Consider the following 16,605-nt stretch of genomic DNA (forward strand, 5'->3'; position numbering starts at 1 on the left):
TCGTCGTCACCGTGGCGGAACCGCGTACCGCGGGAATAAAAAGCAGTGCCCCGCCCCGGGGGGAGACGAAGCACTGAAATGTTCAGCGGTCCTCGGGCGGACTCGCCGACGCGTCGGCCTCCGGCGGAAACGCCTCGACGTACGCCGCCACCGCGCGCATGTCGTGCTCCGACATGTTCGCGCACACCTCCTTCATGACCGTGCCGCGCGGCCGGGTGTCCGTTTCGCGGAAGATCCTGAGCTGCTTGATCACGTAGTCCGCATGCTGGCCTGCAAGACGGGGAAACCGGCTGACACCCTCGCCGTGCTGGCCATGACAGCTGATGCACGCCGACACGCCCTTGTCCGGCAGGCCCGACTCGAAGATCGCCTTGCCCGCGCTGATCAGCGCGAGATCGCCGGCGTCGCCCAGCGTCGTGCTCTGGCTGGAGAAATACGTGGCGAGCTCGTCGATCTGCGCGTCGGTCAGGTGCGTGAAGCCCCACATGTACCGCTTCGCATTCGGATCGGCCCGCGTGTGGAGCTTGAAGTCCGTCAGCTGATCGACGAGGTATTCCTTGCGCTGCCCGGCGAGCTTCGGAAACATCGGCGACACCGACACGCCGGTCGCGCCGTGGCAGTTCGAGCACACCTGCAGCGCGATGGTCTTGCCCGCCACGGCCGGGTTGTCGACTTGCCGCGAGCGCTCCAGGTCGTGGCACGCCGACCCGGCCAGCAGCATCGCAAGCGACACGAGATGGGCCATCTTGTTCATGTCACGAACCTCCTTGCCGCAATTTTTGCCGCCCTCTGAAACGATTCCGTTCGGCGACGGTGCGCATGCGCACCGACACGCGATGCGAGATGCGCGCCGCCCTCCCGTTGCGCGTGCTCCAGTCGGCCACGCGCACGGGAAACGCCGGACGGGAGGTCAGAACGAAGCGACCCATAGGTACAGGAACAGCGTGTCGTTGTCCCTCGCGTTGCGCCCGTTTCCGTCATAGTTGGTCGTCGCGCCGAGGAACTTGGTGAAGTGCGTGTATTGCAGGCCGACGCGCACGTATTGCACCGGTATCCAGAAGATCTCCGGCGTCCAGCCCTGCGTGTTCGGATGGAAGTTCGCGCTGGCCGCGTACAGCGTGCTGTCCGGCGTGCCCGTCGTGTTGAAGAACGACAGACTGACGCCGTATTTGTTCTGGTAGATGTACGACGCCTTGAGCCGCAGCGAGTTGAGGTTCGCCGCCGTGTTGTCGCTCACCACGAAGTTGTTCGGGTCGTGAATGTTCTCGCGCACGTAGCGCGCCTGCGCGGTGATCGTGTGCGGCTCCAGCAGGTATTGGTACTGCGCGTCGAAGCCATAGTCGCGATAACGCGTGACGCCGGTGCCGAAGATCGGGAAATTGTTCGGGTCGTTCGGATAGATGTTGACGCTGAACCCGAACGCGCCAACCATCAGGCTGTGAGGGCCCCAGTCGTGCGTCAGCGCGATGCGCGCATACGGGTTGTAGCCGCGCAGATAGACCTGCGGGTGGTCAGGGTTCCCCTCCTTGTTCCCGTGGCTCAGGAACGACCAGATGCCGTCGGCCGTGCTGTACGCGGTCAGCTCGGCATAGACCGTCTTGTTCCAGTACAGGTACGCGCCCGTGCCGACAGCCTGCATCGAGAGGCTTCCCTCGATCACCGGCAGGTTCGGGATCTTCGCGACCGGGCTGATCGTCGACGAGATGTACGGATAGCCCCATGCCGGCGCGGTGTTGAACACGTCCTGCACGGTCGGGTTGTTGTGCACCGTCACGCCGAGGATCAGGTCGTTCGCGGCGGACATGATCCGGTCGACGAAGCGGAAGTCGGTGTTGTCCGATGCCCAGTGGCCTTTCCATTTTCCGCTGCCGTCCTGGTGATCGTAGTTCGTATAGGTGAACTGCGCGAAGCCGCCGATATGGTCGGTGATCTTCCCGGCGAGGAACACGCTCGCGAAGTCGAAAATCGGCTGACCGTTCTTCGGATTGATCGGATTGCCGCCGGCGTCGCTGTTGGCTCTCGTCGTGCTCAGGTCGCCTATCGCCATCGCGGCGAGCGGAATCGTGCGCTCGCCGAGCGTATAGCCGTTCAGCTTGAACAGGCGCCCGTACGGCGTGAGCTCCGGAAATTGCCCGCCGGCATGGCATGCGACGCAGCTTTGCCCGGTCTGGCGCGCGAAGATCGGCAGCGCGTGCGCCGCGGAAAACTGCAGCAGCGCGAGTGCCGCGAGCGCGATCATCCAGCCTCGACGAAGCCATTGATGAGGTGCGCCACGGCCGACAAGAAAGTTCGTCATCGCAATTCTCCCCCAGCACCCTGTGTCGCCACGCTCCGGCGCAGCATGCGAGCATCGCGCGATATCTTCATTGTGCAAGGCGCCAAGTAGAACCGACATGGGGCAACCTCCTCTTGTCGCGTGCTGATCTCTACCCGATCAACGCACGGCGGCCGCTCAGGGGACGATCCAGCCGCCGTCCGCCGAGAGCTTCATGCGATCCGGCCCGGCGAACCGGACGATATAGCCGCCCTTCGACGCGAAGCGCTGCCCGGGGGCAAGCGTCAGGCGCGGGTAGTAGCCCGTGAGGATGCGGCGCTCGAGCATGTCCTCGATGCGCTCGACGAGATACTCGCGCACGAACGCGTCGACCAGATGGCTGAGCGTCTCGGCGAGCAGGCCGCATGCGAGATACGTGTCCGCCTGCACCTGCGGCGCGACCATCGGAATCTGCCGGATCGTGAACCAGCCGAACGCATAATCGACGCGCACGCGCCGCCCCTCCGGCAAGTCGAACGGGTACGCGATGCGCGTCACGCCGCGCCAGCTTGGCGGTAGCGGCGTGTTGTCGAGCCCGCCGAGCAGCCCCGACATGAAGACCGTGTCCGACGCGGGCGGCACGTGGTCGAGCGCCGCGATGTCGGGTGGCCGCAGCCACAGCACGAGCACGTCGTCGCGCGGCATCCGGTGCAGCGCGTGCGCGACGCTGTCGCCGGGCGCAAGCGCGCGGTTCGACACCGCGAAGCCGCGCCCTTTCAGCGCGGCAGCCAGCGCTTGCGCGCCCCGCTCGCCGTTGTCGCCCGCGCGATAGACCTGCCACACCGTCTTCACGGCTTTCGCAGCCGGCCTCGCCCCGGCCTCGTCCAGGATGCGCTTCGCGATCAGCTCCGACTCGAGCAGCACGCCCTTCGAGAAGTACACCGAATAAAAGTCGTGATCCGTTTCGACCGGCACCTCGACGTTCGGAAAAAGGCAAGGCACGGCCTCCTGCTCGCAGAAATCATGGACCGGCGCCCAGTTCCTGCCGCCGAGCCCGGACACCACCGCCAGCACCGGTTGCCGCGCGAGATCCTGTCGCAGCTGCTCATGCCACGTGTCCGGCGGTCCCTTGAGTTCCCACACATGCAGTTCCCAGCGGCGATTGACCATGAACATCATCTTGCGCGTCGAGCGCAGCGGCGGCGTCGCGCCGAACGGAAACGCGTTCTTGTCCGCGAAGTAGTGCCGCAGGACGTCGAGCATGCCCGCGCGCTTCACCGGGTCCGCGTCCGGCGTGATGATCGTCGCGAAATGCAGCACCGCGTCCGCCACGCCCGACGGCCTGCGCTGGTCGAGGCGCTTGAGGTAGCCGGTCAACGCGGCCATGTCGGCATCGCCGAGCGCGTACCGCGGCATCAGGTTGCCGAGCGGCTTGCCTTCGGAATCGATCCCGTCGCGCACGGCTCTCGCGAGCAGCGCCTCCGTGTACGGCTCGCGATCGGTGCGCATGCCGGGAACGTACGGAATGTCGAGATCCTCGGCGGTTTGCGCGCGCGGATGGACCAGGTAGCGCCACGTGATCGGCGGGATCGTGTTGTTGCCTTCCTTCGAGCCCAGGCCGCTGCGCCGATGACAATTGATGCATGCGGCGGCGGCGCCCTGCAGGCGCACGCCGTCCTTGTGCACCGCTTCGAGCGGTTCACCCGAGCCCAGGAGGCCGCGCTGGAAGATCGCCTGCCCCACGTCCGCCGCCGCCGGCTCGCCGCAGCGCGCAGCGCCCGCCGGCATGATCAGCGCAGCCAGCAGCGCGGCCAGCTGCGCGCCCCGCGCGAGCATGCGCGACGCGCGCGTGCAAGGCCGCGCGAGGGCGCGCAGCCGCCCCCGGACGCCGTTCATGGCCGTGGCGTCGGCCGGCCGGTGCGCGACTGCCGCGGCGTCACGTCGGCATCGATCGAAACCGGACGGCGCCGGTCCGTCGAGACCGGCCTGGCGAAGATCGCATCGTCGAGCGGCGGATTCAGCGACACCTTGTCGATGACCAGCGTGTCCTTGTTCGGCGACGCCGCCGCGCCGGTGACGATCTTCAGCGGTATCCGCAAGCCGTCGATGGTCCGGTAGTCGCTGTAGTTCACGTCGACGGTCACCGCGCCGCGCGGCCCGCGCACCTCGCGGTCGACCCTCACGTCCAGAAACGTCTGCGCGTCGATCCACACATGGCGCAGCGCGCCCGAAGGCAGCTTCACCGCCAGGCGATACACATTGCGCCCGTCGATCCGGTCGACGCCGTCGAGCGCCACGCCGACGCCCTTCGCGTCATGATCGACCAGCGGCCCGTCGATCACCTGCTCGTCGCGCGCGGACACCAGCTCTTCCATCGTATAGGGCCGCACGCTCGCGCTGCCGCCTGCGTTCGCGCCGAGCTTCCAGCCTTCGTGGCCATCGAACGCACGCACGCCCTTCTGGCCGAACACGGTGATCTCGAAGCGCGTCTTGTTCGGCCGTTTCATCGCGAGAATGAACGGCATGTCCCGCACGGGCGCGTTCGCGCTGTCCACATGGCCGGACCAGACCATCGTCCGGATCTTGCGCCATGCGTCGAGCCCGCCGCGCGCCGCGACGTTCTTCTCGACGATCTGCTCCGCCGTCAGGTCATTCCCCGGCATTTGCCCGCACGCGCACAAGGCCGCCGTCACGCAGCCGGCGAACACCCACGCTTCGATTCGTCTCATGGCCTCCTCCCCCCTCCGTTCGGATGCCTGACCGGTGGCTGCCGGCTAACGGCTCGCCGCCTTCGCGACGGTGAGCGGCGGCTTGCCGAACATCGCATCGTCGGCCGGCTCGTTCAGCGCGACGTGCTCGATCGTAATCTTGCGCGTTTCCTTGACCCCGCTCACGACGGTCTCGAGCGTATGCGGGACGACGACGCCGTTTTCCTTCTTGTAATCGCGATAGAAGATGGCGACACTGTGCGTCCTGCCGTCGAGCACGCGCGGCTCGCCTTCGATCTTCCGTTCGAGAAAGGTCGACGCATCGACCCACAGGCGCCGCTGCGCCCCGTCCTTCGTCGTCAGCTTCAGCACGTACGCGCGATGCCCTTCCACCTGCTCGGTGCCGAGCGCCTGGATCGTCGTGCCCTTGTTCGCGTAGTCGATCAGCGGACCGTCGAGCTCGGCCGACGCCGCGGCCGACTTGAGCTGGGCCGGTGTATACGGATCGACCTCGTTGCGTCCGAGATAAGGCCGCACGGTCCAGCCTTTTTCGCCGTCGAACACCTGCAGCGCCGTCTGCTGCTCGAACACGATCTCGAGCCGGCTCTTGTGCGGACGCTTCAGCGTCAGCGTGAACGGCAGCCGGACGTTCTTCTTGCCGCCCGCATCGAGCTGCCCCGTCATCTTCATCGTCGACACCGCGCGCCACGCCTGCAGCCCGCCGCGGGCCGCGACGTTGCGCTCGACGATCTGCGCGGCGCTCAGATGCGAGGCCGACGGTGCTTGCGCATTCCCCGCCGCCGAAGCCGCAAGGGCGGCCTGGCCGCAGGCCAGAAAACCGGCGACGCACGCCACCGGGATCGACCTGAAAAGAAACCGGTTCATGACTTTTTCTCCTCGCAGGCAGGCCGCCGGCTTGCACCGCGCGGCCGGCTGCGCGTGGGTGTGGTTACTCGACCACCAGTCCGTCGATATGGAGCGAACCGATCAGCACGCTGACCCGGTCGCCGCGCTTGATCGGCTCGCCCTTGTTGGAAAACACCATCCAGTACTCCTGGCCAACCTCCAATTGGCCCGACTGCCGCAGCGCGCCGATCTGGTCCATCACCGGCACCACGAGCATCGCGTGGCTCGCTTCGCCGTACAGGTAGGCGGCCGCCCGCTTGTCGGCGAGCGGCAGCGCCTTGCGTGGATCGGTCACCCGGTAGCTGAAGCGGATCAGGTTGCCCGACGCGGTGCTGCGCACGTGCAGGTCGTCGACGCCTTTTGCGAGCTGGTAATAGGCCCGCGCCTGTCGCGGCAGGCTCACGGGCAGGTACGGCGAGTGCTTCTGGACCGCCGGCGCGCCCTGCCCGGCCGCGGCCGGCTGAGGCCGGACCGCGGCGAGGCACGCGCCGAGCGCGAGCAGCAGCGCCGTCGCCGCGCGGCAGGTCGAACGTTTCATGGCAGCGTTCCCGTGATCGCATTGAGCGTCGCCGCCGCCGGCGCGAGCACCTGCGGAATGAGGCCGGCCGGGGCTTGCGGCGGGTTCACCTGCGGCGGTGTCGGCGTTGCCGGGATAAGCCCCGCCGCCGGCGCGAGGACCTGCTGGATGAGGCCCGGCAGGCCGAGCCCCGGGCCGCTCGGCTGGCCCCCCAGCGCGAGCGGGTCGATCTGGCTGCCCGATTGCACGAACTCGACCGCGCCGATGTCGTACCTGCCGAATTGCGGCCTCGGCGTGCCGAAGATGTCGTGATTCGGCGCGCCGGCCCCCGTGGCGGCGCCGATCGCCGGCGACGTGCTCTTGATCGAGTAGTTGCCCATCATCACGTTGTAGCCCGTCTGGCCCGGCAACAGCGCCTCATTGAACAGCGACAGCGGCCCGTACGACATGTTGATCCACTGGTTGCCTTCATCGGGCGTCGCCGTCGGCATCAGGCCGAACAGCGGGTTCGGCAACACCGCGTCGGCAATCCCCGGCGGCACGGCAAAGCCGTTTCCGCCCGCTTCCGGCGGCACGCGCGAGCCGTTGCAGTATTGGCGGACCGTCTGCGGGTTTTGCGCGCGGTTGCTCGCGGCGTAACCCGTCGTGCTGGTCAGGATCGAAAACTGCGGGTTCATCGTCAATCCCGATTGATGGTTGGCAGGCCCGGTGTCGCCGTATGCGCCGATGTCCCAATAGACCGGCGGAGTCGTGCCGCCCGTCACACAGAAGCCTGTCGACGTCCCCTTCTGGTTCAGGCTCGGATTCAACGTCACCGCGTTCTGCACGCCGGGAATGTTCGGGTTCGGCTGCGCGCTCACCGAGATATAGAACGAGCGGTTTTGCCAGAATACGTTGTTCCTCAGCACCGGGTTCGAGAACTTCGTGCAGTTCGGCTCGTTCGCAGGACACCTCACCGTCCCCGTGAAGTTCGCGGGCGGGATGAACGCGGCCTGCAGGAGCTGCGAATTGGGCGCAACCTCCAGCCCTGCCGGCTGCGGCGTCGACGTCTCGATGTAGCTCGTGCACGTCGTATCCGCGCTGTTCGGGCTGGTCGTGCATCCCGGCGGCAGCACGTTCGATTGCGAGGCCGCCGGCGTATTGAACAGCACCCCTGCCGACGCCGTCGCATCGTTCGCGATCACCGTGTTGTTGATGAAGTTCACGCGCACCGCGTCCTGCAGCGACACACCGCCTCCCGACCAGCCTGCCACGTTGTCCGCGATGATGTTGTTGATCACGCTGACCTGATGCCAGTTGCTCGGGTTCGCGAGGCTGCGCTGCACGTCGGTGCCGTTCACGTTCTGCAGCCGCAGGCCGCCGCCCTTGCCGCTTTCCGCGGTGTTGCCCATGATCAGGTTGCCGTCGATCACGAGGCCCGGGCCGACGCCGTCGGACAGCTGCGGCGCGCAATCGACGTCGACGGTCGAGCTCTCGCAGAACGTGCCGTCCGGGGGCACGCCCTGCGCGATGATGCCGCCGCCGTACGTCGGGAGCGTCGGGTTGTTGCTCTGGTTGAACAGCACCACGTTGTGCGACAGGTCGCCGTTGTAGCTGAACCCGAAGTGCGCGACGCCGCCGCCGTCACCGCTGCTGATGTTGCCGCATACCCAGTTGTAGTTGAAGTGGTAGTAGTCGGAACCCGAGCAGAAGGTCACGCCGCCCGCCGCCGACGGCGTGGTCGAGTTGATTTCGTCGCCGTACGCAGCGTTCGACGTGACCGCGTTGTGATGCACGTTGACATGGGTGTTGTACTTGAATGCCAGCTGCGTCACGCCGTCCGATGCGATCGTGCCGTCCGGCACCTCGACCTGGCCGATCGTGATGCCGCCCGTGAGCGTGCCCGCGTTGCTCGTCACCCGGTTGTTCGACACCTCCGTGTAATGGTTCCAGCCGTGCAGGAAGATCCCGCCGCCGCCTTGCGAGCTGTTGGTGAACGTGATCCCGTCGATGCGCGACGGATTGCACAGGAAGTTGCTGTAGTTCGGGTTGTTCGGGTCCGTCGTGCAATCCTTCGTCGTGAGCGGCGTGCAGATGCCGTTCGCGGTGCAGTTCGTGCTCGGCCGCACGCCCTTGGCCAGCACCGTGATGCCCGCGCCCTCGTACGCACCCATCAGCGACGGCTCCATCAGCAGTTCGCCCAGGTTGCCGTTGAGGTTGGCGTCCCAGCCGACGGTCGGCTCGAACGGTATCGCGTCCGCATGACCCTGCATCTGCGTCGAGCACGTGTAGGCGTTCGTCGGATCGTACGGGTTGTTGGCCGGCCCGATCGGCTTCGTCGGGTCATAGGCCGTGATCGGCCCGCCGTCCAGCGACACGCCGAACAGGCAGTCGACCAGCCGGCGCCACGGGTCCAGCTTGCCCGACGGATGCGTGTTCGCGTTGACCGTCACCGACGGCGCGCCGACGCCCTGCAGCCGGACCGGCTTCCACATCACCAGCATCTCGTTGTACGTGCCCGGACCGACGACGATCAGGTCGCCCGCGCTCGCATTGTCGATCGCGTTCTGGAGCGCGTTGTTCGCGCCGTTCTCGCCGTTGACGAAGGTCGGCGGCTTGCCGCCGATCGTCACGGTCACCGTGTCGATCGACCGCTTGCCGTTGCCGGCCGTGATCACGAGCTCGCCGCACTGGGTCGCGGGCGCGCCCATCTGCTGGATCGTGCAGGTCGACGCCGGCTTCATCAGCGGCGGGATCGCGAGGCTCAGGTTAGGCACGGTGACGACGATCTGCGTATCGCTCCACGACACGACAGGCGCATTGACGCCCGCGATCGTGACCGATCCCGTTCCCTTCGTACTGCCAAAGCCGTAGTGGCGCGTAATGAACTTCTGGTTGAACGGCGCCGTGGACTGGCTCGGTCCCGTGTACGCGTTGTTCGGCACTTGCTGGTCGCCCAGCGCCTTGATCGTCAGGCGATGACCGGGCGCGCTCACCCACGGGCCCGCGCCGCCGCCGCTCGCATCGCCGGTCACGCTCGCGATCGCGGGCGTCGCATCCGGATACGCGCAGTCGGGCTGGTTGTATCCGTCGGCGAAGGCCTGCACCGGCACCACCGGCGTGTCCATGTATTGCGTCTGTCCGGGCATGAACGGAATCTCGTAGCAGAACTGGCTGTATGCCGGGTTGTACAGCGGATCGGTGATCGTCTTGCCGGGGTTCTTCGGGTCGGGAATCGGGCCCGGGTCGTTCATGCACGCGACCATCATCGTCGGCGCGTAGCCGGTCGGGTTCGGAGGATTCACTTCCCAGGTCGAGAACGTCAGCCCGTTGTAGATGCCCCATTGATCCGAATACGTGCGCGAGATTTCGTTGCCGGAAAAGTCCTTGAACGAAATCGGCACGTTCGGCACCGCGAACTTCTCGCCGAACTGCGGCGAATACGGATCGAACTCCGACGAGAAGTCGTCGAGCATGAAGCCCGTGTAGTGCGAGGAAACATGCGTCGAGCTGAAGATCCAGAACTTCGCGAGCACCGACTCCTCGTCGGTGAGCACCACTTCCTTGCGGTCGCACAGATGCCGCGACGCACCCGCGAACGGCGCCACCTCCTTTGAGCCCGGGAAGATGCTCATGTAGTCGGGCACGATGCGCAGCTCGCCGACGCACGGCCAGAACCGCTCGACGCTGCCGGTGTCGCCTTCGGCATGCGGCGTCGAACCGAGGTCCGTGGTCGGGTTCTGCGCATTGTTCCTGTTGTAGGTCGAGTTCACCGCGGCCTGGTCGGGCAGGATGTAGACGTTGCCGATCCCGCCGAACTGCTGCGTCACCGGCGCGATGTAGTTGTCGCCGATCAGGATGTTCTTGTCTTCCTCCTTCACCAGTTCATAGCCCGGCGGCACGATGATCTCGACCACGTACTTGCCGGGCGGCAGCATCGGCGTGCCGTCGACCGGGTTCTTCCCGACGCAGATCGTGCAGTTCGACGCAACCGGCTTGCCGGTCGAATCCGTCGCGGTCACGCTCGGGAACTTGTATGCGCCGTCATACGGCGCCGGCTGGATCTGGTTGAACACGTGCATTCCGTCGTAGCACTTGAATTGCGCGTTCGCCGGCAGCTGGCGATGCTGCGGATCGAGCCAGTTGGTGCTGTTCTGCAACGTGAAGTAGAACGGGTCGCTCGTGTTCTGCCCCGGGCAGTTCATGTTCGGCGTCACGCCGTCGGCGCGGAAGCCCTGCGCCCAGTCGTCCCAGCTCGACGTCCTGGTCGTGTCCACGAGCGTCAGGTTGGCGGTGCCGTCCGCGGCCGTGCCCTCCTGGTACAGGTTCACCGTGACGTTCGGCACGTCGGGCGTCCACTTCGTGTGGATCAGCAGCGTCGGATCGTCGAACGGCCGCGTCGACGCATAGATGACCTCGCCGCGAATCCCGCCGTTCTCGCCCTTCGCAAACGGCGTCTTGCCGTACTCGATGAACGAGTTCTGGCCCGAGAAGCCTTGCCACGCCTCCGACGTCACCCACGGCGGATCGACCCGGCCGGTCGAGCCGCTGCCGGTCGACGCGCAGTCCGCGTCCGCGCAGTACTTCGCGCCCGGCACCTGAAGATTGGACGGCACGGGTACGGCTTCGACCGTGTTCGCGAAATTCTTCGCAATCGTCGAGTTCCCGCTGCCCGGCACGCCGGTGCCGTCGACCGGGCCGCCCGCGTCATACACCACGTGCGTGCCGGTCGGCTTGAAGCGCGTCATGTCGTCGTCCACCACATACCAGTTGAACAGCGGAAACACTTCGTTGAACGGCGCATAGCCGTTGGCGTCGGTCGCGTTGAACACCGAGAAGCTGCCGTCGCGGAACCGCAGGTTGACCGAAGCCAGCGCGATGCCGGGATCGTCCGGATGCGAGATGCCGTCGCCATGCAGGTCGATGAAGGTGCGCGTATAGAGGTTCGTCTGCCACTGCAGCACCGGAATGTCGCCGAGATCGACCGTCGTGCTCCCGTTGGCGGCAGGAAGCTGGACCGCCTTCGCGAGCCCGTCGACGATCTGGTCGTTCCACTGGTCGAACACCGTGATGCGCGTCGTGCCGTTCGGCAGGCCGCTGATCGTGAACTTGCCCTGCGCGTCGCACTTCGTGAAGCCGTAATCCTCGCCGTCCGGGTCGCCGACGCTCACGTAGCACTGCGAGAAGGCCAGCGAATCGTGCGACCCGCTGCCGTACAGGTTTTCGTTCGGCGGGCGGCTGTAGTGCAGGTTCGTGATGCGGCCCGTGATCGTGTTCGCGCATGGGCCGGTGTCGCACAGCCCCGTCTTCGCCGCGTTGGTTCTCCTCGCGTTGATGATCTGCGGATTCGCGAAGCCGATCGACACGTGATAGCCTGCCGGCCCGAACTCCTGGAAGTACGCAGGCCCGCCGACCTTGATGAACGCGTCGTGCGCCTTCTGTCCGTCGAGCGTATTGGTCTGCAGCCATTCCTCGCCGCGGCCGATCCGGTCGGCCGCCGGCGTCGCGATCACGCCGTAGCGGCCCGGCATCAGGTTCGCGATCACGGCCTGGCCGACGAGCGGCGACAGCGTCTTGCCGTCCGACTCGTACTTCGGGCAGGTCGGAATCATCCCGACCAGCCCGTCGGTCGCCGGCGTGATCGGGCAGGCATTGAGCCCGGTGAGCGGGTCGATGGTGCCCTGCAGCGAATTCGACAGCGGCATGTTGAACATGTCGTAGCTCATCTGCCCGGTCGGATCGCCCGTGCCGCCGGCGTCGTCCCAGAGCTTGATCTCGAACCCGCCGAGGCCCGGTTCGCGCGCGCTGCCGAAGCCGTCGGACCCGCCGCTGACGTCCACTTCGCCGTTGAGCGGCGCATCGTCCTCGAACACGAACACCGAAAGCTTCGCGGTCGGATACGGCGTCTGCGTCAGCAGCACGTTGAGCTGCCCCGCTTGTCCCGCCGCGGTCTGTCCTGCCCGCGCGGCCGCGATCTGCGCGGGCGAGATCGGCGCGCCGCCCATGCTGTGCCCGCACTTGCCGGTGCCCGGCGCAAAGTCCGCGCCGCTCGGGCCCGACGGGCAGTCGAGCGCGATGCTGAACTGCCTCGCGCCGTTGTACGGAGCACCGCCGGCGTTCGAGAACGTGTTGCCGGCGTCGCCGGGCATGATCGAGATGTAGTAATGCTTGGTCGGATCGAGCGCCACGTACTTCGGATCGACCGCCGTCTGTTGCGTGACGTTCGCGCCGGTGCGGCACACGCCGTTGCCGACGTCGCACACGGTCGGCAGGTGCGTATTCGACACCGGGTCGTACACGGTCTGCCCGGATTCGCACGCGACCACGCCGACGCAGCCCGCGGCCACCACCGGCATGTAGCTCGTATGGAAATTCGTGCCGAGGCTCGGGACCGGCAGCGGCGGACAGTTCGCGGGCCGCGACGTCGCCGAGTTCACCTGGCAGGCCGGATCGATCTGCATCGTGCGGTCTTCCTCGATGATCCAGCGATAGTCGGTGAGCTTGACCGCCTTGTTGGGCGCGACGGCGTCCGGCGCCATGCTCGGCGCATCCATCACGTTCACGACGAGCCCGCTGCCGGGATTGAAGGTCACGGTCACGGTGCCGGTCGTCGTGCTCGTCTGCTTTTGCGTATTGGTGACGTTGTACTGGAACGTCACCGTCTGCGCGGACGCGCTGCTGCCGGCAAGCGGCGGCGTCGTCGGCGTGGCGGTAAACGATCCGTCGGGGTTCAGCGTGACGGCGCCGTTCTGGGCCGTCCCGACGAGCTGCGCCGTGAGCGGCAGCCCGGCCGGGTCGCTCGCGCTGGCGAGCACGCCGGGCGCGCCGACCTGCAGCCGCGACGCGATGTTGCTCGTGAAGCTGGCGTTGCCCGCTGTCGGCGTCGACAGGCAGCCATTGGCCGCGGTGCAGGCGGTCAACGTCACCGTCGCCGTCACCGGCGGCGTGCCGTTCGTCGACTGATAGACGAAGCTGTCGTTCGCCGCGCTGCTCGACAGATAGGTGAACGTGCCGTCCGTGTTCAGCGTGAGCGTGCCGGTGGCGGGCGCCGTCAGCACCTTCACGCCGTAGACGCCGGAGTCCTTCGCGATCACGCCCTTGGCCGGGTCCGACACGGTCAGGGTCGTGCCCGGCACGAAGAAGTAGTTCGCGCCCGCGGCCGTCGGTGTTTCGCCGAGACCGGGCGTCGCCGACGGCAGCGCGTTGTTGACCGCGATGTAGCCCTGCATCCCGCCGTCGCGCTGGTTGTTGGTCGACAGGCTCAGCTCGCGGTCGTACACCGGCAATGGCCCTGCAGCCGGCGCGGTCAGCATCACGTCATACGTCTTGCCGGCGGCCATGAACACCGAGTTCTGGATGCGCGGGTTGCCGGGCAGCACGTTGCCGTCCTCGGCGACGAGCGAGAACCCGGGAACGGATGGATTGCCCGTCTGCGCGCCGACCACGGCCGGAATATGCATGCGCAGGCCGGCGTTCACGAAGCGCACGAGCACCTGCCCGGTCGACGCCGGCACGGTCGCGCCCGGCGCAAATGCCGACGCGTTCGGGTTCGTGCGGTCGAACGCGACGCCGTTGATCAGGTAATAGCGCGGATCGTAGTTCACCACCGGCGGGTAGCAGGTGCCGAACGATACGGACTTCGAATCGCCGCATCCGCCCGGCTGACCGGACCATGCGGCGGTTTCGCTGAAGCCCTTGGTCGCGACGGCCGCGGCGACCGCCGCGTTCTGCACCGGATCGATCTCGCTCATCACGAGCGGCACGTCGGCGTCATAGCAGGTCGCCGTATTCGGATAGGCCTGGTTCGTCGACGCGCAGGTCGAGGCGGCGACGCTCGGGCTCTTCACGACCAGCACGCCGTAGAGGCCCATCGGCCCCTGGATCGACGGGTGCGTGCCCGACTCGAGCAGATAGGTGCCGGGTTTGAGGTTCGCCCACGTGAGCGTCGTGTACGCCTTCGGATCGACCGTCGGCGCCACCTCGGTGCCGAACGATTCGATGCGCGGCCCTTGCGCGGGCGGCGTAAACGCGGCGGGTGGCGCCGAGTACGGCGTCGGGGGGGCCGTAGTCGACGATACGATCGGCCAGGTCGTCGCGGTCTGCGTCGGATGCACCGGACCCGGCTTGGTCGTCGGTGCATTCCCCAGCCCACCGCCCAGTTGCCCGACGATGACGAGCGAGGTCGGCACCGGGGCCGGCAGGTTGTTCGTCAGGTTGATCTGCAGCTGCCCGGCCGGCACGGTGATCACCACCGGCGACCAGTTCGCGCCGGCGGCCGGATTCGCCGCCGCACAGGTGGCGTTCGCGGCCGGCACCGTCGCGTTGGCGGCCGACGTGCACGCGTAGCCCCACATCGGCACGGACTGCCCGTCCGGCATCAGCGCGGTGGAGGCCTTCGCCGTCAGATTGACGACCGCCTGCGCGAAGCATGCCTCGCCGGCCGTCAGCAACATGGATGCCGCGACCCCTGCCTTGAACAGGCCGAAGAGCGTCGCTGTGAGCTTGGTGGATCTCATCGCCTTTCTCCCCACCCCTAATTGGATTCGTCGATCGGAAATACCGGAGGATCGACGAGCATCATCATCATCATTCCGCCCGGGAAGATGTTGTTCGTCGTGATCTCGCGCTCGTTATGCGAGTGCCACATGAATGCGAAGCCTGCTTCCGTCGCTGCCGGGTTCAGTTGTATCCCGCTGGGCGGTGTCGTACCTGTCGGAGACGTCGCGCGCGTGGTCGCGTCCGGTCCGAGATAAGGGCTGCCGCCATACCAGAAGCCGTTCGTCAGGATGTGCGAGTCCGGCAGCGTGACCGGGCCGCCGCTGCCGACCTTGCCGAACGGCGCCTTCTCGAGCGCCTTGCCGTGGTCCTGGCACCACTCGTAGTAGTTCGGCGCGTCGCGCGGGGCCGGCGGGTTCGAGGCCGTCGTGTAGTAGCCGTTCGCGTCCGGGATGCAGACGCTGCCGTCGCCCGCGTAATGGCCGTAGACGTCCCAGTTCAGGCCCTTGCCGGTCCAATAGAAGATCCCGTCCATCGTGAGGCCCGGCGTCGTGGTCGTCGTGAACAGCAGCGGGCCGGCCGGCAGTTGAGCCGCCGCCGGATTGTTCGGGTCGGCCGCGCTCAGCAGCAGGTTGCCGTCGCGCGCGAGCACCCGCACGTGGTTGCCGTGCTCGTGGAACGGATGCTGCCAGCGGCCCGTGCCGATGATCCGCAGCAGCACCAGCTCGCCCGGATGCATGTGCGGGTTGCCGTTGTACGGCTGGTGCGGATACTGCGGCGCGTAGTTCGGGTCCATGTCGTCCGGCATCGAGCGGCCGTTGACCATGAAGTACGCCGGATGGTAGGGCTCGGTCGCAACCGTCATGCAGCCGGTCGGCTTCGTGCACGTGGTGTTCGCCGCGACCTGCTGTTCCGCCTGCTGATGGATCTTCGGATCCATTTCGGAGAACTGAAACAGATACTCGCGATCGTAGCAGGCCGCGCTGTTGTCGAAGGCCGCCGGCGCGTTGCGGAAATCGTGCTGGCCGAAGGGCCTGCCCGTATCCGGGAGCGCCATGCAGCCCGCCGTGTTGGCCGACGTGTTCGGCAGCACGATGATCGCGCCGTACAGCCCCATCTCGACCTGCAGGTCGCCCTGCGTGCCGCTGTAGTACGTGTGCGTGCCCGGCGTCGCAGCGACGAACGTATAGGTGACCGTCCCGCCGTGCGGCGCCTCCTGCGTCAGCAGTCCCGGCACACCGTTGCCGGCCGCCGCGCCGCTGCAGGTCTTGCCGTCCGGGCTCAACGTCCCGGCGCATACGTTGAACCCCGGAAACAGGATCGACGTGTTGCCGGCCGCGACGGGAAGATTGTTGGTGAGCGTCACGGTAATGATGTCGCCCTGCCTGACGATCAAGGTCGGGCCGGGGATCTGCATCGTCGGACAGGTCGCGCCGGCGATCGTCGACGGCGAGAAGACCAGCGGCGTCGCGCTGTTCGCCGCGCAACCGTAGCCCCACGAATAGACGCTCGTGCCGTCGGGCTGCGTGATGCGGGCTTCCTCGGCGCTCAGGTTGAAGACCTTGCCGGTGATGCCCGGCGCGGCGGCCTGCGCATGCATCGACAGCAGCGCGGCGAGCGTCGCGACGACGACGCGCGCGAGCCGTCCAAGGTGCGCGAGCGTCTCGGTCCACGCGCGGTGAGTGATGTGTCCCACGGTCGTTCTCCTCAGTGCAGGAGTTCCCGGTCGGGCCCGCCCGATCCAG

The 16,605-nt window shown here is 67.0% G+C and carries 8 protein-coding genes; all 8 read right to left on the bottom strand.

The window, feature by feature from the left end; all coding sequences use genetic code 11:
• Nucleotides 1–82 precede the first annotated feature (82 nt).
• The 8 genes from WT26_RS15285 to WT26_RS15320 all read right to left on the bottom strand — a co-directional run bounded on the left by WT26_RS15285 (nt 83) and on the right by WT26_RS15320 (nt 16,556).
• Nucleotides 83–754, bottom strand: coding sequence for a c-type cytochrome (locus WT26_RS15285; RefSeq protein WP_059956561.1), 672 nt, complete (start codon nt 752–754; stop codon nt 83–85).
• 156 nt (nt 755–910) lie between these two features.
• Nucleotides 911–2,296, bottom strand: a complete 1,386-nt coding sequence (locus tag WT26_RS15290; RefSeq protein WP_059956559.1) for a hypothetical protein — start codon at nt 2,294–2,296, stop codon at nt 911–913.
• A gap of 156 nt (nt 2,297–2,452) precedes the next feature.
• On the bottom strand, nt 2,453–4,150 hold the full coding sequence (locus tag WT26_RS15295; RefSeq protein WP_230461577.1) for a c-type cytochrome: 1,698 nt from the start codon (nt 4,148–4,150) through the stop codon (nt 2,453–2,455).
• Complete coding sequence (locus tag WT26_RS15300) at nt 4,147–4,983, bottom strand: hypothetical protein (RefSeq protein ID WP_059957826.1); 837 nt, start codon at nt 4,981–4,983, stop codon at nt 4,147–4,149. The genes WT26_RS15295 and WT26_RS15300 overlap by 4 nt, the downstream gene beginning before the upstream one ends.
• Before the next feature lie 45 nt (nt 4,984–5,028).
• Entirely contained in the window at nt 5,029–5,847 is an 819-nt protein-coding gene (locus WT26_RS15305) for a hypothetical protein (protein ID WP_059956555.1), read from the bottom strand.
• A 64-nt stretch (nt 5,848–5,911) separates the two neighbouring features.
• Entirely contained in the window at nt 5,912–6,406 is a 495-nt protein-coding gene (locus tag WT26_RS15310) for a hypothetical protein (RefSeq protein WP_059656264.1), read from the bottom strand.
• Nucleotides 6,403–14,880: an Ig-like domain-containing protein gene (locus WT26_RS15315; RefSeq protein ID WP_069270404.1), complete on the bottom strand. Its 8,478-nt coding sequence runs from the start codon at nt 14,878–14,880 to the stop codon at nt 6,403–6,405. The genes WT26_RS15310 and WT26_RS15315 overlap by 4 nt, the downstream gene beginning before the upstream one ends.
• 17 nt (nt 14,881–14,897) lie before the next feature.
• Nucleotides 14,898–16,556, bottom strand: a complete 1,659-nt coding sequence (locus WT26_RS15320; RefSeq protein WP_080485672.1) for a multicopper oxidase family protein — start codon at nt 16,554–16,556, stop codon at nt 14,898–14,900.
• Nucleotides 16,557–16,605 lie beyond the last annotated feature (49 nt).

This window comes from Burkholderia cepacia, assembly GCF_001718835.1.
GTDB lineage: Bacteria > Pseudomonadota > Gammaproteobacteria > Burkholderiales > Burkholderiaceae > Burkholderia > Burkholderia cepacia_F.